This window comes from Phenylobacterium terrae (assembly GCF_042681205.1).
In the GTDB taxonomy this organism is placed as follows: Bacteria; Pseudomonadota; Alphaproteobacteria; order Caulobacterales; family Caulobacteraceae; genus Phenylobacterium; species Phenylobacterium terrae.
Map to the genome: position 1 here is coordinate 228,255 of NZ_JBHUEY010000001.1, position 19,222 is coordinate 247,476.

A 19,222-nucleotide genomic window follows, 5' to 3' on the forward strand; every position below is an offset into this window, starting at 1 on the left:
GCGCCTCCTCAGGCGCTGAGCAGCGCCTCGTCGAGGTCCGCGCTCGGGCGGCGGCGGGAGGCGCCGCCCTCCTCTTCGAACCAGGCGATGGTGGCCTTCAGGCCCTTCTCCAGCGGGGTCTTGGGCGACCAGCCGAGCAGCTGTTTAGCCCGGCTGATGTCGGGGCGGCGGCGCTTGGGATCGTCCACCGGGAGCCGCTGGAACACGACCTCCGAGGACGAGCCGGTGATCGCCAGCACCAGGTCGACCAGCTCGCGGATGGTGAGCTCGTTGGGGTTGCCGAGGTTGACCGGCCCGGGCTGGGCGCCCTCGTGCTCCATCAGCCGGACGAGGCCCTCGATCAGATCGGCGACGTAGCAGAAGGAGCGGGTCTGGGAGCCGTCGCCGTAGACGGTGATGTCCTCGCCCGCCAGGGCCTGGCTGACCACGTTGGAGACCACCCGGCCGTCGTCGGCGCAGAGCCGCGGGCCGTAGGTGTTGAAGATCCGCGCCACCCGCACCTGGGCGCGGCCCATCCGCTCGTAGTCGAAGGAGAGGGTCTCGGCCGCCCGCTTGCCCTCGTCGTAGCAGGCCCTGGGGCCGGTGCAGTTGACGTTGCCCCAGTAGGTCTCGACCTGCGGGTGGGCGTGCGGGTCGCCGTAGACCTCGCTGGTGGAGGCGAGCAGGAAGCGCGCGCCGCAGCCCTCGGCCAGCTTCAGCAGGTGGCGCGCGCCGACCACGCTGGTCAGCAGGGTGTGCTCGGGGTCGGCCTGATAGAGCGGCGGCGAGGCGGCGCAGGCCAGGTTGTAGACCCGGTCGAAGCGCTTCTTGGCGATCTTGGCCGGCAGCGGCTCGACGATGTCGTGCTCGACGAGGTCGAAGCTCGGATGCCGTTCCAGCTTGCGCAGGTTCTCGCGACTGCCGGTCAGGAAATTGTCCAAACAGACGACCTGGGCGCCGTCGGCGATCAGGCGTTCGCAAAGATGCGAGCCCAAGAAACCCGCTCCGCCGGCGACGAGCACCTGCTTGTGTCGTCCGTTCTTCATCCTCAGTCCCTCGCGACCGTCACCTTCACCGCGTCGCCCCCGTGTCTTAATTCGTCAGCTCAGCTTTCGTTCTCTTGGATCATCAACAAAGTAGAAGATCCTGCTTTTTCTCGGATTTCCGTGCAATGGCCGCGCTTAATTCTCGCGCCAGCTCGGCGGCGCGGTGGCCGGCCGTGTGCTCGGCGAGGATCCGTTCGCGGGCGGCGGCGGCCATCGCGCACCGCGCGGCCTCGTCGAGATCGTCCAAGGCCGCGAGCACGTCGTCCGGGCTTTGCGCCAGGATGATCTCCCGGCCCGGCGCCAACAGGCTGGAGAGCCCGTCCCAGACGTCGGAGATGATCGGGACCCCGCAGGCGCCGGCCTCGAACAGGCGCACGCTGGGGCTCCAGCCGGCGGCGATCATGTCCTTGCGGGTGACGTTCAGGGTGAAGCGGCTGGCGGCGTAGAAGGCCGGATGGTCGGCCGGGCCCACGTGCTCGATCCGCTCGACGTTCGCCGGCCAGGCGATGTGCTCCGGATACTGGGGCCCGGCGACGCAGAACGTCAGGTGCGGAGCCCGGCGGGCCGGCTCGATCAGCAGGCGTTCGAGCGTCGGCTGGCGGTCGGGGCTGTAGGTGCCGAGGTAGGAGAGGTCCCAGCGGCGGGCCACGTCCAGCGGCCGGTAGGCGGTCTCGTCCACCGAGCAGTAGAGGGCCCGGGCGGCGGGCGATCCGAACCGGCGCTCCAGCGTCTGCAGGGTCGGCCCGCCGGTGAAGGAGAAGTAGACGTCGTAGCCGCCGATCAGCTCCGGCGTGAGGTATTCGTGGTCGCCGGCCGCCAGCTTGGCCAGGGTGACCGGGGTGTCGATGTCGTAGAAGCAGACCGGCCCCCGCGCCGTCGCCTGGGCCCAGCGGCCGACCTCCACGCCTTCGGGCACATAGGAGCCGACGATGACGGCGTCCGCGCCGGCCACCTCCTCGGCCCAGCGGGCCCTCAGCTCGGGCAGGTCCGCGTAGAGGGCCAGGCGGCAGAAGTCCGGCCGCGTCAGGTCGCGGTGGGCGGCGTACCAGGGCACGTCGCGCTCCAGGAACAGCACCTCATGCCCCTGCCCGGCGAAGGCGCGCAGCAGCGCCCGGTAGGTCGTGGCGTGGCCGTTGCCCCAGGAGGAAGACAGCGAGAGGCCGAGGACGACCAGCTTCACGCCGGGCTCCTTTCGCGCTTCTTCGCCGCCTCGGCGCGGAACAGGGCGTCCACCTCGGCGCCGCGGCGGGCGTAGGTGTGCTCGGCCAGCACCCGCTGCCGGGCGGCCTCGCCGATGGCGCGGGCCCGCTCCGGCGTGAGCGCGGCCAGGTGCTCGGCCACCTCCTGGCCGTCGCGGGCGACCAGCACCTCCTCGCCCGGGGTCAGGAACAGCTCCACGCCTTCCCAGGCGTCGGTGATCAGGCAGGCCCCCGCCCCCGCCGCCTCGAAGACGCGCGTGGCCGGGGAGAAGCCGACGTCGGCCATGGAGTCGCGGGCGACGTTCAGCACCGCAAGCGCCGAGCAGTTGAAGGCGTTGTGGTCGGCAGTGCCCACGTGGCCGATGGCGGCGACGTTGGGCGGCATCGGCTTGTCGCCCCAGCCGTTCCCGCCGAGCAGGAACCGCTTCTCCGGCAGACGGGCGGCCGCATCCAGGAAGAAGCGCTCGACCCGCGCCTCGCGGTCCGGCAGCCGGTTGGCGAGGAAGCTCAAGTCGGCGGCGAAGCGGTCCTGGGCCGGCGCCGGATGGTGGGTCTCGGGGTCCAGGGCGTTGTAGACCGGACGGCAGAGCCTCGCGCCGAAGCCCTCGTAGGCGCCGATCACCGGCGGGCCGCCGCCGTAGGTCAGGACGAGGTCGAGCTGGGGCAGCGCCCGGCGCATGGGATGAGCCTCGTCCCGGCGGATTTCGTCGAGGGTGGCGGCCGCGTCCACGTCCCAGAAGAGCTTGATGGCGTGGGGCGCGGCGTTGGCGATAACGCCCTCCAGCAGCAGGTCGTCGAACACCCCCACCCCGCTCGCCTTGACGACGATGTCGGCCTGGGCGGCCTCGGCGAGCACCCGGCGGGCGGCCTCCTCGGTGGCCTCGTAGACGACGACCTTGGCGTAGGGCGGCGGGTCGATGTCGCGGTGCTGCTGCCGCTCGAAAGCGTCGGGCTCGTAGAAGGTCACCTGGTAGCCGCGGGCGGCGAGCTGGCTCAGCATGCCGCGGTAGTAGGTGGCCGCCCCGTTCCAGTAGGAGGACAGCAGGCTCGAGCCGTAGAAGGCGATCTTCATTCAGGCGGTCTCCAGAGCCGGCCGGCCGGCCAGGCGGCGGTGGATGGCGAGAAGCTCGTCGGCCCGGTGGCCGCAGGTGTGGCGCTCGAGGATGCGGGCGAGGCCGGAGCGCACGAGGTCGGCGCGCAGGGCGGGGTCCGACTTCAGCGCATTCAGGTGGCGGACCATCTCGGCGCCGTCGCGGGCGACGAGGAAGTCGCGGCCGGGGCGGAACAGGTCCTCGGCGTCGTCCCACGGCGCGCTGACCAGGGGGATGCCGCAGGCCAGGGCCTCGAAGACCCGGATGGTCGGGATGCCGGGCAGCACCTCGACGTAGAAGCGCCGCGGCACGTGGACGGTCGCCAGGTGGCGGGCGAAGACCTCCGGCGCGCGGGCGTTGGGCAGCCAGCCCCGGTAGCGGGCCCCGTAGCGCTCGAGCATCGCCAGCGCTTCCGGCGGATAGCGCACGCCGTAGATGTCGAGCGGCAGACCGGCGGCCTTCGCCGGGGCCATCAGGAAGCCCTCGAGTTCAGCGGTGCGCTCGCCGTCACCCCAGTTGCCGATCCAGACCAGGCCCTCGCGGGGCCCCTCCTGCGCCGGCGGCTTGAACAGGGCCACGTCCGCGGCCTCGTGCCAGACGAACACCCGCCGGCCCCAGCCCCAGCGGCGGTAGACCTCGGCCAGCGTCTCGCCAAAGGCCAGGACGCCGTCGTAGCCGGAAAGGTCGAAGGCGCCGATCGCCTCCGGGTCGCTGACCGCCCGGTGGTGGGTGTCGTGGAACAGCAGGGTGAAGCGTCCGCCGGCCTTGCGGTGCGCGCCGAGGGCGGCGACCAGGGCCGGGTCGTTCCACTCGTGGACGATGACCAGCTCGGCGCCGTCGCACGCCTGGGCCGGATCGAACTCGGGGCCGAAGGCGGTGGAGGACAGCTCCGGGTAGGCGGCGCGGTAGGCGGCAAGGCCCGCCTCCCCGTGGTCGGCCAGCAGGTTGGAAAGGCTCCAGGCGCCGGCCGGCTCGTAGACCGCCACCTCATGGCCGCGGCCGATCAGCTCGCGCAGCACGCCGCGCAGGAAGTGGGCGTTGCCGTGGTTCCAGCAGGAGGCCAGGGAGTGGGTGAAGTAGACGATCCTCACGCCGCCGCCTCCTGCCGGGAGACCCGCAGCTGGGGCGCGACCAGTCGGTAGACGTCGCGCACGCCCTCGGCCATCGCCTGGACGGAGTAGCGGCCGGCGCGCGACCTGGCGGCCCTGGCCAGCCGGGCGGCCTCGTCGCGATCGTCCAGCAGGCGCTGCAGCGCCGCGGCCATGGCGTCCGGATCGTCGGCCGGAACGAAGAGGGCCGCCCCGTCCCACAGCTCGCGGAAGGTGGGGATGTCGGACAGCACCAGCGGGCAACCGGCCTGGGCCGCCTCCAGCACCGTCAGGCCGAACGGCTCGTAGAGCGCGCCGGAGGCGAAGACGCCGGCCCGGGTCATCCAGCGGCCCACCTCCTCAGTGGCGAGCCGGCCGAGCGGGCGGGCGTGCGCCAGGCTGCGCCGCTCGCCGGTGGGGCTCTCCAGCGGGCCGGCCGCGTAGACCGGGGCGTCGATCCGGGCGGCGGCGGCGTCCAGCAGGCCGATGTTCTTGCCGTCGTCCCAGAGGCGGCCGGCGGTGAACACCATGCGCTCGCGCGGGGCCGGCGCGAAGGCCGGGGCCAGGCGGCCGTTGTGGACCACGAACGGGCGCGGGACCTCGTAGGCCCGGGCGGTCGCCTCTGCGAAGGCGGCGGTGGGGGCGACGGTGATATCGCAGTTGATCAGCCCCTGCCAGAGCGCCGAGCTGCGCCAGCGGAAGTCCTGCGGCATCGGCCCGTCGCGAACCTCGCTCCACCAGGTGGCCAGGCACGAGTGGCAGGCGCCGATCACCGGGGCGCAGAAGCCGCCGTCGTAGGCGAGCGAGGGGCTGTTCAGGTGGATCAGGTCGGCCGAGACGCCGCGGGCGAGCCCCCGGATCACGGCGCCGGCCTCCCGGATGTCGGCCAGCTCCGGCGCGGTCCAGTCGAGCGGCAGGCCGGTCTCGATCAGCTCCAGGCCGGGCACGGCCTCGGCCTCGAGCCGCTGGTCGGGCTTGGGCTCGGGCCCGAGGACCACCAGGCTGGTGCGCACGCCCATGGGCGCGAGGCCTCGGGCGAGGTCCAGCGCGTAGGTCCAAACTCCGCCCACCGCATCCGCCGTCATCAGGAGACGGATGCCGGGGGTACGCTTCACTGTAATGGACACGCGGCCTCCTCGCGGACCACCTCCCCCGCGCAGCGGCGGGAGGCAGAAGTTTCGACGGCGCTCATCCGACCGCCTCGGCGCGGGGCTTGGCGGGCTGGCCGCGTTCGGCCTTCAGCCACTCGGCGAGCCGGGCGACGCCGGGGCGCCAGGCCGTCGGCTCGGGCAGGTCCAGCGCCCGGCGGGCGGCTCTGGCGTCGGAGACGTAGTAGCGCTGGTCCCCGGCCCGCCAGTCGGAGAAGGTCAGCTCGACGTTCCGGCCGATCAGCTCCTCGATGTAGGCGATCAGCTGGCGCAGGCTGACGGCGTTCGCCGGCCCGCCGCCCAGGTTGAACGCCCGCCCAGAGACGGACTCGATCCTGCGCCAGGCGGCCAGGTAGGCGGCCACGGCGTCGCCGACGTCGAGGATGTCCCGCACCTGGCGGCCGTCGCCGTAGATGCTGATCGGGGCGCCCTCCAGGGCCCGGATCAGGAAGTGGGCGACCCAGCCCTGGTCCTCGGTGCCCATCTGGCGCGGCCCGTAGATGCAGCTCATGCGCAGCACGCAGCTCGGCAGGCCGAAGCTGCGGGCGTAGTCGAGAACGTACTGGTCGGCCGCCCCCTTCGAGCAGCCGTAAGGGGTGTGGAAGTCCAGCGGCCGGGCCTCCGACACGCCGGCCATGCGGATCGCGCCGTCCTTCGGGCGATAGGCCTCGTCGACCACCTCCAGCTCGATGTCGGCCAGGTCGCCGTAGACCTTGTTGGTGCTGGCGAAGACGATCGGCGTCCGCCGCCCGGACCGGCGCAGCGCCTCCAGCAGGTTCAGTGTCCCGCGCAGGTTGACCGAGAAGTCGTCGAGCGGATCGACGAGGCTGGTGGTCACCGCCACCTGGGCGGCCATGTGGAACACAGCCTCGGCCTCGGCCGCGACCTCCGCCAGCGCCTGCTCGTCGCGGATGTCGCCGACGACGCTGGAGATCTTGCCGGGGTGGCGCTGCTTCAGCCAGGCGAGGTTGCGCTCCACGCCCGGCCGGGCCAGGGCGTCGAAGACCACCACCTCGCGGCCCTCGGCGGCCAGCGCATCGGCCAGGTTGCTGCCGATGAACCCGGCCCCGCCGGTGACCAGGACCGGGCCGCTCACGCGACCAGCCCGCGCATCTCCAGCTCCTTGCGAGCTTCGATGACGCGGTCCTCCGCTTCCTGGCGGGCGACCCATTCGGCGAGCTCGGCCAGGCCTTCGCCGAAGTCCTGGCGGGCCTTGTAGCCGAGCACGGTCTCGGCCTTGGTCAGGTCCGGGATGCAGTGGCGGATGTCGCCGGCCCGGGCCTTGTTCATGATCTCGGGCTCGAGGTCCGGGCGGCCCATGGAGGCGGCCTGCAAGCGGGCGACCTGCTCGACGGTGCGCACCGCGCCGGAGGCGATGTTGAACACCTCCCCGTCCGCCTTGTCGTGATCGAGCGCCAGCAGGAAGGCGCGGGCCACGTCGCCGACGTGGACGAAGTCGCGCATCTGCTGGCCGTCCTCGAAGACCATCGGGCTCTGGCCGTTGGCGATGCGCGAGGCGAAGATCGCCAGCACGCCGGTGTAGGGATTGGAGAGCGCCTGCCCGGGCCCGTAGATGTTCCACAGGCGAAGGGCGCAGCCCTCCATGCCGTACTGCCGGGTGAGGGTCAGCGTCAGCCGCTCCTGCACGAACTTGCCGATGGCGTAGACGCTCTTCAGCGCATTGTGCTTGGTCTCGGGCGTCGGGACGGGGATCAGGGGCCGGCCCTGCTCGTCCTTGGGATCCCAGGTTCCGTCCTCGTGGCGGCCGCCGCGGATCACGTCATGCAGCAGGCGGCCGTCCTGGGTCCGGTAGAGGCCCTCGCCGTAGATGCTCATCGACGAGGCGACGACGACCCGCTTCACCGGGTTGTCGATCAGCTGCTGGAACAGCACGGCGGTGCCGAGGTCGTTGACGCTGGTGTAGCGCTCGACGGCGTACATGCTCTGGCCGACGCCCACCTCGGCGGCCAGATGTACGACCTTGTCGACGCCCTTCAGCGCCTTCAGCACCAGGGCGTCGTCGCGGATGTCGCCGACCAGCAGCTCGACCTCGGGATCGAGCTCGGCCGGGCGCGCGCGGGTCGGGTGGACCTGCTCGATCAGGCTGTCGAGCACCCGCACCTTGTCGCCGCGCTGCAGAAGCGCCGAGGCCAGGTGGCGCCCGATGAAGCCGGCGCCGCCGGTGATGAGGACCGTCTCTCCCATCTCGCCCGCCCCCTACGCCGCCGCGGCGCGCCGGGCGCGGATAGGGGTGGAAAGGCCGTTATCGTGGGTGTGGTTCATGGCGGCTCCCTCGCATCCCAACCGCCAAGCTAACACCTATGACTTCATCTAAGTTCCCGCGAGCTCAGCTGTACTGAGGCGGTTCAGCATAACGGAGCCGTGGAACGCAAACGCGTCGGCCGCTGTGAGTATTCACATATGACAAGAGCTTCGCCTTATCCGACCCCGCGGCATGCGCCTATACGCCCTTAACTGATGACGTTTGGGGAACGGGTGGTTCCCTCCAGTTGTTCACAAACCCGTGGGCAAGCCACACCTCACGGGAGACCCCTATGAACAAGAAGATCCTTATTGCAGGCGCCGCCGGAGCCCTGGTGCTCGGAAGCGTCGCCATCGCCCAGACCACCCAGCAGCCGGCGACCGGCCAGACCGGAGCGGCGGGCGGCGCCGGGTCGACCAACGCGGCCGGCTCGATGGACGCTCAGACCGGCGCGACCGGCTCGACGACCATGCAGGGCCAGACCGGCGCGACCACGGGCGCGGCGGGCGATACGAGCGCTTCCGGCGCCATGAGCGCGACCGAGTCCGCTGAGGACACGGCCGCCGCGGCCGGCGACGACATGCAGTACGCCGGGGAACGCGGCTGATCGCGCGGCCGGTCCAGGGGCGGCCGGCCAGCCGCGAGCAGGCGCGACGGATCGGCCGCCTGGCCGGCGTCGCGCTCCTGGCGGCCGCCTTCGCGGCCCCGAACGCCGAGCCGGCTTCGGGTCCGGCGTCCGCCTCTGTGCGGGCGCCGGCTCCGGCCGGCCCGGTGGCGCGCGCCGTGCGCGCCGAACTGGCGCGCGCCGGCCTGGACGAACTCGCCGCCTTCTACGAGGCGCGCGACTGGCGCCCGCTCTGGCTCAAGGGCCGCGCCGTGCGGCCGGAAGCGAGGACGCTGATCTCGCTGGTCGGCGGGGCGGCGGCGGACGGTCTCGAGCCGGACGACTACCAGCCGGGCGGCCTGGCGCGCACGGTGGCCGGCGCGGCCAGCCGCGATCCTGTCGCCCTGGCCCGGGCGGAGATCGCCCTGTCCAGCGCCTTCGCCGGCTATGTGCGGGACCTGCGCACCTCCCCGGCGGCGGCGCGGATGGTGTTCACCGACCCGGCGCTGAGGCCGCCGGCGACGGAGCCCTCGGCCATCCTCGCCGAGGCCGCGCAGGCCCAGGACCTGGCGGCGCACCTGAGCGCGGTCCGCCGGATGAACCCGCTCTACGCCCAGCTGCGCGCCGCGCTGGCCGACCTGCGCTCCGGCCGCCTTTCCGTTCCCGCGGGCGAGCGGGACCGCTACGAGTCGCTGCTGCTGGCCAACATGGCCCGGGCGCGGCAGATCCCGGCCGACCCCGGCCGCCGCTTCATCGTCGTGGACGCGGCCTCGGCGCAGCTGTTCCTCTACGAGGACGGCCATCTGCGCGAGACCATGGAGGTGGTGGTCGGAAAGCCCCGCTACGCCACGCCGATGATGGCCGGGGTGATCCGCTACGCCGTCTACAATCCCTACTGGAACATCCCCGTCGACTTGGTGCGCGACGACTTCGCCCGCCGGGTCCTGCGACACGGCGTCGGCGCGCTGGAGGCCGAGCGGCTGGAGGTGCTGTCCGACTGGTCGGACCAGGCCCGGCCGGTGGACCCGGCCAGCGTCGATTGGACCGCCGTCGCGGCGGGACGCGAGCTGCTGCGCGTGCGCCAGAAGCCCGGCGGCGACAACATGATGGGGCAGGTGAAGCTGATGCTGCCCAACGAGCTCGGCATCTACCTGCACGACACCCCGCACCGGTGGGCCTTCGAGGCCCGCGAGCGGACCTTCAGCTCCGGCTGCGTGCGGCTGGAGCGGGCGATGCCGCTGGCCCGGCGCCTGCTGGGCCCGGCCGCGCCGGCCGCCCTGCCCCCAGATCCGGAGCACCGCGTCGACCTGCCCGAGCCCGTGCCGGTGTTCATCACCTACTTCACCGCCTGGCCCACGCCCGGCGGCGTCGAGGTGCGGGCCGACCCCTACGGCCGCGACGCCCCGCTGCTGGCGGCCCTGGAAGCCGACAAGGCCCGCCGCCTGGCCGCCGTCAGCCCGCACGCCCGGCTGTGCGCGCTGATGGGAACCAAGCTGAGCCGTTCCGATTGGAGGACGCGCGGCTGACCCCGGGCCCGGCTCCGGCGCTGCGCATAGGAGCCGACTCATCCGATTGATAAATTGGCGAATCCACATTGCGTTGCAGCCCCGCCTCGATCAACGTAGCGTTGATATCTGAAGCTGGGGGCAGCGATGGCTGAGCTGACGTTATCGATCCTGGAGCCGGACGGCGCGCCGGCGCCGGATCGCCTGCAAGACCTGAAAGAGGACCTGGAGCGAACCGTCGACGGGCCTGTGGCCTACGGACAGGCGGCGGCCCCCGCAGGGTCCAAAGGTATCGCGTTCGACCTCAACACCCTGGTGATCGGCGTCCTCTCCTCTGGCGCGGTGGTCGCCCTGGTCGACGTCCTCAAGGCGCACGTGCAGCGCGGCCGCACAATCATCGAAGTCGAGGGGCCGGGAGGAAAGGCGAGGATCGACACCGCGGACGCCCGGGCGGCGGCCGAGCAGATCCGGCCGGCGATCGAAATGGTGAGCGGAGCCAGAAGCGGAGACGGAAGCCATGCGGCGAGCGATCGTCGTTGGGGCGAGTGAGTTCTCCGATAAGCTCACCTTCGCTCCGCTCCAGTATCCGGCCAAGGACGCCAGAGACGTCGCCGCCCTCCTGAGGGACGGGCGCTTCGGCCACTTCCAACAGGTCGAACAGCTGATCAACGCCTCGGTCCAGGAGGTGAGGCGGGCGATCGAGCGGCTGTCCAGCGAGGCGAATCGAGGCGATGTCATCCTCTTCTACTTCAGCGGCCACGGTCGACTCGGCCGAGACGGATCGCTGTCGCTGGTCCTGAAGGACACGCAGTCGGACCTGCTGCAGACCACCGGCCTCGGCGCCAAGGAACTCAAGGACCTCTTCAACCAATCGCGAGCGTCGCAGAAGGCGCTCATCCTCGACTGCTGTTACTCGGGTGCGGTTGGTCCCGACCTCTTCAAAGGAAGCGTCGAAGACGCCGTCTCGACGCTTGCGCACGAGACCGGCACCTACATCCTGACCGCGAGCACCAAGTTCCAGATGGCGGCGGAGTCCAGGAGCGTCGGCGGGGGGCATCTCACCCGCTGCCTGATCGAAGGCATCAGGTCCGGCGCCCCCGCCCCGCCGGGCGCGCGCGAGCTCACCATGTCCGCGCTCGCCTCGTGGGTGAAGAACCAAATCAGGACGCCGAGCCAGCAGCCGCAGTTCTGGGACCTGGGCTCCACCGGCGAGCTGGTCATCTCGTGGCGCGACCACACGGGCGACCCGTTCTGGGCCGACGAAGTCCGCAGGGCGCTCAGCCGGCATCACGCCGAGAAGAACATCGACGATGAGGTGCTGGACCAGGCCCGGGCCGAACTGCGGAAGAGCCCGTCCCAGCGCGCTGCGCAGCGGGTCCGACTGATGGACGAGCTGGTCGGCGGAACGATCGGGGCCGGCCAGTTTAACTCGCAATGGCAGCGGCGTGGGCCAATGCCGCCGCCGCCACCGCCGCCATGGTGGCACGCCCTGCGCCGGTGGCTCGCCAGGCTGGCGGAGCGTCTCCGGGGATGGCGTCCACGAGCGCCGCGCACGCGCGCAGGGCGGATCGCGGCGAGCGTCGCTGTTGCGATGCTCGTCAGCGTCACCGCCCTTGTGATCAGTCTCCTCCTGACCCTTCCGGACATTGCCCCGCCGGTACAGGCTCCCGGCCAGCCGCCCGTGCATTATCTAGATCGATCGGGCGCGCTCATCGCTATTGTCGGCAGCCAGGGCGTCCCGCGCGATCTCGATACGCTGCCGGCCCACGTACCTGGGGCGTTCATCGCCACCGAAGACCGCTGGTTCTACTCGCATCCGGGGTTCAATCCCTGGAGCATGGGTCGGGCGCTGATTCACAACATGAGCCACCCCGAGGGACCGGTGCGTGGCGGCTCGACGATCACTCAGCAGCTCGCGCGCAATCTCTTCCTCAACAGCGAGCCGGGCTACTGGCGCAAGCTCCAGGAGCTGATCCTCGCCATTCGCCTGGAGGCGAAGTTCTCCAAGAAGGAGCTCCTGGAGCTATATCTCAATCGTGCGTACTTCGGCGCCGGCGCCTACGGCATCGAGGCGGCGTCCCAGCGCTACTTCGGAAAGACCGCCGACACCCTGACCATTGGAGAGAGCGCCTTACTCGCGGGCCTCATGAAGGGTCCCACCCGCTACAGCCCCGTCTCGGCGGCGGACCGATCGGCGCTGCGCGCCACCCTGGTGCTCGACCAGATGGTCCGCGTCGGCGCGATCACGCCGGAGGAACGGGACGCGGCTTTCAACACCCCGGTTCAGGTCAATCAGGAACTCGCCAGCCTGAGGGGCCGGTACTTCGTGGACTGGGTGAACGAGGAGGTCCGCGAGCTCGTTGGCGGGCAGACCGAGGATCTGGTGGTGGAGACCACGCTGGACCTGCCGCTGCAGAGCGCCGCCGAGGCGGCGCTGCGAAGCGGACTCGAGCAGGCCAAGGCGCAGGGCGCGCTCGTCGCCCTCGACGGAGAAGGCCGGGTTCGCGCCTACGTCGGCGGAGCCGACTACCTTCAGAGCCAGTTCGATCGGCTGGCCGCGGGTCGCCGGCAGGCGACTACTGCATTCACGCCCTTCGTCTACCTGACGGCCATGGAGCAGGGTCGCACCCCGTGGACGCCGGTGGTCGACGAGCCGATCAAGATCGGCTCCTGGGAGCCCCGCAACTACGCCGGCGGCTTCGGTGGGCCGATGACGCTCGAAGCCGCCCTGGAAGGGTCGGTCAATACGGTTGCGGCGCGGCTCGCCAACGAGGTCGGAACCGGCAACGTGGCCGCTACCGCGCGGCGGCTGGGGATCAATTCTAAGATCCAGCTCGAGGCGGCCATGGCGCTTGGGGCGGTTGAGGTAAGCCCGCTGGAGATGGCCCAGGCCTATGTCCCGTTCGCCAACGGCGGCTACGCGGCCAAGCCGTACGGCATCGAAAGGATCCGCACGGCGAGCGGCCAAGTCCTCTATGACCGCAACATCGACCGGCCGCCCCACCAGGCGGTGATCGGCACGCCGGCGCTGCAGTACATGAACCAGATGATGCGGGCCGTCGTGAACCGCGGTACCGGCAAGGCGGCGGCCATCGAGGGCTACGACCTGGCCGGCAAGACCGGAACCTCCACCGACCATAGGGACGCCTGGTTCATCGGCTACACCGGCGGCTTCGTGACCGCCGTCTGGCTGGGCAAGGACGACGGCTCGCCGATGAACGAGGTGACGGGCGGCGGGGCGCCAGCCCGCATCTGGCGCGCCTTCATGGCCAAGGCCCTGCCGCTGCTCAATGCACCCGCAATCCCCGGTGGCGTCATCGAGCCGCCCGCCGCCGAGTACGACCCGGTCGGCGATCTGCTCGCGCCAGCAGAGGCCGCGACCGAACTCGCTCCAGCGTCCGCCACCGAGCCTCAGGCCGATCCCGCCGACGCGCCCTACTGACGTCAGCGCCAATCCCCGATCCCGCACGGGAACCAAGCTGAGCCGAAACCTTTTCTGAGAGGTACAAAGCTGGCGCCAGGTTTTCCGCCGCGCCGCACGCGACGCCGCAAGGGGTGCGATGAGCCGGAACAAGCTACGTGTGGGGATCGTCGGCGTGGGAAACTGCGCCTCGTCCTTCGTCCAGGGCCTCGGCTACTACGCCGAGGCGCCGGCCAACGAGCCGCCGCCCGGCCTGATGCATGTGGAGCTGGGCGGCTACCATGTGGGCGACATCGAGATCGCCGCCGCCTTCGACGTCCATGCCGGCAAGGTGGGCCGCGACGTGGCCGAGGCGGTGCTGGCGGCGCCCAACAACACCTATGTCTTCGAGCGGCCGAAGAAGACCGGCGTGCAGGTCCAGCGCGGGCCGACCCTCGACGGCATCGGCCGCTACATGGCCGGCGAGATCGAGGAGAGCCCCGAGCCGCCGGTGGACGTGGCCGAGACGCTGCGCCGCTCCGGCGCAGACGTGCTGGTCTCCTACCTGCCGGTCGGCTCGCAGCAGGCCACCGAGTACTACGCCGAGCAGGCGCTGGAGGCCGGCTGCGCCTACGTGAACTGCATCCCGGTGTTCATCGCCTCCAACCCCGTGTGGGCCAAGCGGTTCGAGCAGCGGCGGGTGCCGATCATCGGCGACGACATCAAGAGCCAGGTGGGCGCGACCATCATCCACCGGATGCTGGCCAACCTGTTCCGCGAGCGCGGCGTGCGGCTGGACCGCACCTATCAGCTCAACTTCGGCGGCAACTCCGACTTCAAGAACATGCTGGAGCGCGAGCGGCTGGCCTCCAAGAAGCTCTCCAAGACCCAGTCGGTGACCAGCCAGCTGGACGTGCCGCTGGACGAGGGCGCGATCCACGTGGGGCCGAGCGACTACGTGCCCTGGCTGACCGACCGCAAGTGGGCCCACATCCGGCTGGAGGGCACCACCTTCGGCGGGGTGCCGCTGAACGTCGAGCTGAAGCTGGAGGTCTGGGACAGCCCCAACTCGGCCGGCATCGTCATCGACGCGGTCCGCTGCGCCAAGCTGGGCCTGGACCGCAAGCTGGGCGGCCCGCTGCTGGGCCCCTCGTCCTACTTCATGAAGTCGCCGCCCGAGCAGTACACCGACCACGAGGCGCGCGAGCGCACCCTTCGCTTCATCGACGGCGAAGGCGGGCGGGCCGCCGAACCTCGCCGGGCGCCGCGCCTCGCATCGTGACCACCGTCGTGTACTTCGTCCGCCACGGCAGTCACGACCGCCTGGGCAAGGTGCTCTGCGGGCGGATGCCGGGCGTCACCCTGTCGGAGCAGGGGCTGGCCGAATGCGAGGCGCTGGCCCGCCGTCTGGCGCGCGAGCCGATCGATGCGGTCTACGCCAGCCCCCTCGAGCGGACGGTCGCCACCGGCGAGCCGATCGCCCAGGCCCTGGGGCTGCCGCTGCAGCTCAGCGAGAACCTGCTGGAGGTCGACTACGGGGACTGGACCGGCGCCCGGTTCGAGGAGCTCGACGGGCGCGCGGAATGGCGGACCTGGAACGAGGAGCGCGCGAGCGCCCTTCCGCCCGGCGGCGAGAGCATGGCCCAGGTCCAGATGCGGGTGGGCCGGTTCATCAACGAGGCCGTCCAGGGCCATCCCGACCAGCGGGTCGTGGCCGTGACCCACGGCGACGTCATTAAGGCGGCGCTGATGGCCGGCCTGTCGCTCTCCCTCAACGAACATCACCGCATCGAGGTCAGCCCCGGCTCGCTCAGCGTCGTCGTCGCCGGCGAGTGGGGGCTGAAGGTGCACAGCATGAACGAGGTTCCGGCATGAGCACGCTCGACCCGGGCCAGATCGCCGAGAAGGCCCGCGCCCTCGGCGACTGGTTCCACAACATCGACCTGAACGGGGTGCAGACCGCGCCCGACCACTTCCTGTCCGACTACCCGAACGTGAAGTGGCGCCAGTTCGAGCACGCCATCCCCGCCGACCTGACCGGCAAGACGGTGCTGGATATCGGCTGCAACGCCGGCTTCTACTCGATCCAGATGAAGCGCCGCGGCGCGGACCGGGTGCTGGGGATCGACTTCGACGACCGCTACCTGGAGCAGGCCCGCTTCGCCGCCGAGGTGACCGGCCAGGACATCGAGTTCCGCAAGCTGTCCGTCTACGACGTGGCCGAGCTCGGCGAGACCTTCGACGTCGTCCTGTTCATGGGCGTGCTCTACCACCTGCGCCACCCGCTGCTGGCGCTGGACCTGATCCACGAGCACGCGGCCAGGGACCTGCTGATCTTCCAGTCGATGCAGCGGGGCTCGAAGGAAGTCTATCCGGTCCAGGCCAACTACAGCTTCTGGGAAGAGAAGCACTTCGACGAGCCCGGCTACCCGAAGATGCACTTCATCGAGCACGAGTACGCCGACGACTGGACCAACTGGTGGGCGCCGAACGCGGCCTGCGTGGAGGCGATGCTGCGCAGCGCCGGCTTTTCCATCGAGTCCCATCCGGAGGACGAGGTCTACATCTGCCGGAAGTCGAGCCCGCCCAAGGGGCCGGGCGTGGTCTATCCGGCCAAGGCGAAGGCGAACGGAAAGGACCACGGGGCGCGCGCATGATCGAAGCGGCCAAGATCTGGAACGAGCCGAACAACAAGTCCCACTGGGACCCGAACCTCGACCCCGAGTGGGACCTGTTCGCCCAGATGACCAGGCTGGCGGGCCAGGCCATCGCGGCCGAGAACGGGGGCCTCACCCGCGTGCTGGGCGGCATGAGCCCGATCGACCCGCACTTCGTCCGCCGGCTGGAGTCCAAGGGCGTGCTGGACCACGTCGACGTGGTCGCCATCCATGGCTTCCCGCTCGACTGGAACCTCTGGATGATCGACGAGTGGCCGGACAAGGTTGAGGAAATCCGCGCGGTCACCGACAAGCCGATCTGGATCACCGAGGTGGGCGTCTCGTCCTTCGGCTCGGAGGAGGTGCAGGCCTGGGGGGTGAAGAAGACCGCCGACCTCCTGATCGGCAAGGTCCCGCGCATCCACTGGTACAGCCTCTACGACCTGCCCAAGACCTGGGAGGCGACGACCCGGCACAAGGAGGCGGAGGGCAGCAGCTACTACCGCCACTTCCACATGGGCCTATTGCGCGAGGACGGGACGCCCAAGCCGGGCCTGGAGGTTTACGCCGACTACGCCGCCGAGATGGGCCTTTGCCAGTGGTTCCACTTCGAGGACCACCGGCTGGACGATGCGGTGGCCTGGATGAAGCGGCTCGGGGTCAAGCACCTGCGCACGGGCCTGTCCTGGGCCGACAGCTTCCGGCCCGACGCTCTGGCCTGGTTCGACCGGCAGATGGAGGCGCTGGCCGACTTCGAGGTCACCGTCACCTTCTGCTTCACGCCCGAGCACCGGGGGATCGAGCCGCACCACACCTCGCCGCCGCAGGTGGCGGAGGAGTTCGCCGAGTTCTGCGCCCAGATGGTGCGGCGCTACGCGCCCAGCCGCCCGGCCGCGCGGCCGCTGGCGGCCACGGGATAGGACCGCCGTGGCCGGCTGGGCGCCCAACTTCAGCTGGCTGACCGGGACGCTGGCGGTCGGCGGGGCGGTCCCGCCGGAGCACGTCGAGACCCTGGCGGCGCAGCATGGCGTCTGCGCGGTGATCGACCTGCGCCAGGAGGCCTGCGACGACGCCGAAGCGCTGGAGCGGCACGGCCTCGACTTCCTGCACCTGCCGACCGAGGACCTGTGCGCCGTCAGCGTCGAGATGCTGGACGCGGGCGTGGCGTTCGCCCGGCCGCGACTGACCGCCGGGCGGCGCGTGCTGATCCACTGCGAGCACGGGATCGGCCGGTCGGCGACGCTGGCGCTGTGCGTGCTCGTGGACCAGGGGATGACGCCGCTGGCCGCCCTGTCGCTCGCCAAGGACCGGCGCCCGCGCGTCTCGCCCAGCCCCGAGCAGTACGAGGCCTGGCGGGCCTGGCTGGAGCGGCTGCGGCCCCCGCCCCCGATCCCGGACTTCGACGCCTTCAAGGCCATCGCCTACCGCCACCTGCAGACGCAGGACTAGCGATGCTGATCTACGGCGAGCGCGTCCGGCGCGAAGCCCCAGGCGCGATGCTGGAGCGGATCGAGGCCCTTCTGGCCGGAGCGGACGCCGAGCCGCTGTGGATCCTGCGCCACGAGCGGCGGGTGGCGGCGCTGATCGAGGCGGGGCGCCTGGCCCAGGGCCTGGCGGACGCCGCGTTCGCCGAGCGGGGCTTCGACGCGCCCTCGCCCGCGGCGGATGCGGCCATGGCGCTTGCCCGCGCGATCGCTGCGGAGGTGATGGCCAGCCTCTCCTCCCGGAAAGTGGCCAGACCTCCCTCCCCGTCATCCCGGCCGGAGCGCAGCGGAGAGCCGGGACCCAGAGGCGGCGCCAGGGCTTCCTGGGTCCCGGATCGCCCGTTCCGGGCGCCCGGGATGACGGAATTGGTGAGGGGGCGGGCCATGCCAAGAGCGGTGGAGGTGAAGGCGCCGGAGGGGTACGCCTATTACGCGGTCTATCCGGAGACGTACGGGCTGGCCGCTCGCGGGACGAGGTTCGAGGCGCCGCCGGCGGTGCTCGGCCTGCGCAGCATCGGGACCAGCCTCGCGGCGATAGTCGGCGCGGCTGCGAACGCCAGAAACGTCGTGACGGCAAGGCCTTGCGGCCATCCTTTCTCGCGTGAGCTGAAGCTGTCGGACGAGCTGGTCCGGACTCTGACCGCCCCGGTCGCCGTCGTGGATGAGGGGCCCGGCTTGTCCGGCAGCTCGTTCGGCGCGGCGGGCGACCTGTTGGAGCGGCTCGGCGTCCCCGCAGAGCGACGGTGGTTCTTCCCCAGCCATCTCGGCGGACCGGGCCCGAAGTCGTGCGAGCGGCATCGGCGGCGCTGGGCCGGGGCGCAGAAGCGGCTGGTGACGTTCGAGGACTACGCCCTGCCGGCCCTGCCCGGCTGGTTCGAGGACCTGGTCGGCCTGCCGCTCGGCCCGCTGGAGGACCTGTCGGGAGGGGCCTGGCGCACGGCGCTGAACGTGGAGGCGCCGGTGCACGCCGCGCAGGAGCGCCGGAAGTATCTGCTCCGCACATCTAAGGGCGAATTCCTGCTGAAATTCTCGGGACTTGGCGCGACAAGCTCCGAGAAACTGAGGCGCGCGCAGGCGCTGCACGCCGCCGGCTTCGCGCCCGAGCCCCTGGCCCTGCGCCACGGCTTCCTGCTGCAGCGGTGGATGGGCCAGGCGCGGCCCCCGACGGATCGGGAGGCGGTGATGGACGTCCTTGGCCGCTACCTCGCCTTCCGCGCCCGGAGGTTCCCGGCCGCGCCGGAGGATGGCGCGGCCCCGGGCGAACTCGTCGGGATGGCCGCCTACAACGCCGGCCAGCTGATCGGCGAGGCGGCCGCGGACGCCGTGCGGGGCCGGCTCGCGCCCCTGCTCTCCGCCCGGCTGCGGCCGGTGCGGATCGACGGGCGGATGCACGCCTGGGAGTGGCTGGCGCTGCCGGACGGGCGGATCCTGAAGGCCGATGTCCTGGACCACGACGACGCCCACGACCTGGTGGGCTGCCAGGACGTCGGCTGGGACGTCGCCGGAGCCTGGGTGGAGCTGGGCCTCACGCAAGACGAGGCCGGACGGCTCTGCCGCCGGGCCGGCGCGGACGAGACCCTGCTGGCGGCTTTCGAGATCGCCTACCTCGCCTTCCAGGCGGGCGCCTGGACGATGGCGCGGGATGCGGCGGCGCCTGAAGAGCGCAAGGCGATTGAACGGCTGCTGGACGGCTACGTCAGCCGGCTGGCGCGGCGCCTCGTGTGACGCCTCGCGCGTTGTCCCTCCCAAAGGAGCCCG

Annotated in this window: 17 protein-coding genes; 10 read left to right on the forward strand and 7 right to left on the reverse strand. The window is 71.3% G+C overall.

The genetic code is table 11. The annotated features are described in order from the left end of the window. Positions 1 to 8: 8 nt before the first annotated feature. The 7 genes from ACFSC0_RS01085 to ACFSC0_RS01115 form a co-directional block, all read right to left on the reverse strand. Positions 9 to 1,025 (reverse strand): UDP-glucuronic acid decarboxylase family protein, encoded by a 1,017-nt coding sequence (locus ACFSC0_RS01085; protein WP_377281194.1) that lies wholly within the window; start codon positions 1,023 to 1,025, stop codon positions 9 to 11. A gap of 82 nt (positions 1,026 to 1,107) precedes the next feature. Then, on the reverse strand, positions 1,108 to 2,205 hold the full coding sequence (locus ACFSC0_RS01090) for a CgeB family protein (protein WP_377281193.1): 1,098 nt from the start codon (positions 2,203 to 2,205) through the stop codon (positions 1,108 to 1,110). Next, a complete protein-coding gene (locus ACFSC0_RS01095; RefSeq protein WP_377281192.1) occupies positions 2,202 to 3,296 on the reverse strand; it encodes a CgeB family protein in 1,095 nt (364 codons plus the stop codon). The genes ACFSC0_RS01090 and ACFSC0_RS01095 overlap by 4 nt, the downstream gene beginning before the upstream one ends. Then, complete coding sequence (locus ACFSC0_RS01100) at positions 3,297 to 4,406, reverse strand: CgeB family protein (RefSeq protein WP_377281191.1); 1,110 nt, start codon at positions 4,404 to 4,406, stop codon at positions 3,297 to 3,299. Beyond that, positions 4,403 to 5,518 carry a glycosyltransferase family 4 protein gene (locus ACFSC0_RS01105; protein ID WP_377355033.1) on the reverse strand — a complete coding sequence of 372 codons (1,116 nt, stop codon included), beginning with the start codon at positions 5,516 to 5,518 and terminating at the stop codon, positions 4,403 to 4,405. Before ACFSC0_RS01105 ends, ACFSC0_RS01100 begins: the two co-directional genes overlap by 4 nt. Positions 5,519 to 5,591: 73 nt before the next feature. Next, a complete protein-coding gene (locus ACFSC0_RS01110; RefSeq protein WP_377281189.1) occupies positions 5,592 to 6,647 on the reverse strand; it encodes an SDR family NAD(P)-dependent oxidoreductase in 1,056 nt (351 codons plus the stop codon). Next, positions 6,644 to 7,756 carry an NAD-dependent epimerase/dehydratase family protein gene (locus tag ACFSC0_RS01115; RefSeq protein ID WP_377281188.1) on the reverse strand — a complete coding sequence of 371 codons (1,113 nt, stop codon included), beginning with the start codon at positions 7,754 to 7,756 and terminating at the stop codon, positions 6,644 to 6,646. Before ACFSC0_RS01115 ends, ACFSC0_RS01110 begins: the two co-directional genes overlap by 4 nt. Positions 7,757 to 8,106: 350 nt before the next feature. On the opposite strand from ACFSC0_RS01115, the gene ACFSC0_RS01120 reads away from it, so the two are divergent. The 10 genes from ACFSC0_RS01120 to ACFSC0_RS01165 all read left to right on the forward strand — a co-directional run bounded on the left by ACFSC0_RS01120 (position 8,107) and on the right by ACFSC0_RS01165 (position 19,189). Beyond that, positions 8,107 to 8,421, forward strand: a complete 315-nt coding sequence (locus ACFSC0_RS01120) for a hypothetical protein (RefSeq protein ID WP_377281187.1) — start codon at positions 8,107 to 8,109, stop codon at positions 8,419 to 8,421. 176 nt (positions 8,422 to 8,597) lie between these two features. Continuing rightward, a complete protein-coding gene (locus ACFSC0_RS01125; RefSeq protein ID WP_377281186.1) occupies positions 8,598 to 9,944 on the forward strand; it encodes a L,D-transpeptidase scaffold domain-containing protein in 1,347 nt (448 codons plus the stop codon). Positions 9,945 to 10,070: 126 nt separating this feature from the next. Beyond that, on the forward strand, positions 10,071 to 10,472 hold the full coding sequence (locus ACFSC0_RS01130) for a hypothetical protein (RefSeq protein ID WP_377281185.1): 402 nt from the start codon (positions 10,071 to 10,073) through the stop codon (positions 10,470 to 10,472). Next, positions 10,441 to 13,365 (forward strand): PBP1A family penicillin-binding protein, encoded by a 2,925-nt coding sequence (locus ACFSC0_RS01135; protein ID WP_377281184.1) that lies wholly within the window; start codon positions 10,441 to 10,443, stop codon positions 13,363 to 13,365. The genes ACFSC0_RS01130 and ACFSC0_RS01135 overlap by 32 nt, the downstream gene beginning before the upstream one ends. 118 nt (positions 13,366 to 13,483) lie before the next feature. Continuing rightward, complete coding sequence (locus ACFSC0_RS01140) at positions 13,484 to 14,605, forward strand: inositol-3-phosphate synthase (RefSeq protein WP_377281183.1); 1,122 nt, start codon at positions 13,484 to 13,486, stop codon at positions 14,603 to 14,605. Beyond that, on the forward strand, positions 14,602 to 15,198 hold the full coding sequence (locus ACFSC0_RS01145) for a histidine phosphatase family protein (protein ID WP_377281182.1): 597 nt from the start codon (positions 14,602 to 14,604) through the stop codon (positions 15,196 to 15,198). Before ACFSC0_RS01140 ends, ACFSC0_RS01145 begins: the two co-directional genes overlap by 4 nt. Further along, positions 15,195 to 15,980 carry a TIGR04290 family methyltransferase gene (locus tag ACFSC0_RS01150; protein WP_377281181.1) on the forward strand — a complete coding sequence of 262 codons (786 nt, stop codon included), beginning with the start codon at positions 15,195 to 15,197 and terminating at the stop codon, positions 15,978 to 15,980. The genes ACFSC0_RS01145 and ACFSC0_RS01150 overlap by 4 nt, the downstream gene beginning before the upstream one ends. Beyond that, positions 15,977 to 16,900, forward strand: a complete 924-nt coding sequence (locus ACFSC0_RS01155) for a beta-xylosidase (protein WP_377281180.1) — start codon at positions 15,977 to 15,979, stop codon at positions 16,898 to 16,900. The genes ACFSC0_RS01150 and ACFSC0_RS01155 overlap by 4 nt, the downstream gene beginning before the upstream one ends. Before the next feature lie 7 nt (positions 16,901 to 16,907). Continuing rightward, the gene (locus tag ACFSC0_RS01160) at positions 16,908 to 17,429 is read left to right on the forward strand and encodes a protein-tyrosine phosphatase family protein (protein ID WP_377281179.1); all 522 of its coding nucleotides are present in this window, start codon (positions 16,908 to 16,910) and stop codon (positions 17,427 to 17,429) included. Positions 17,430 to 17,431: 2 nt separating this feature from the next. Then, positions 17,432 to 19,189, forward strand: coding sequence for a hypothetical protein (locus ACFSC0_RS01165; protein WP_377281178.1), 1,758 nt, complete (start codon positions 17,432 to 17,434; stop codon positions 19,187 to 19,189). Positions 19,190 to 19,222: the final 33 nt, after the last annotated feature.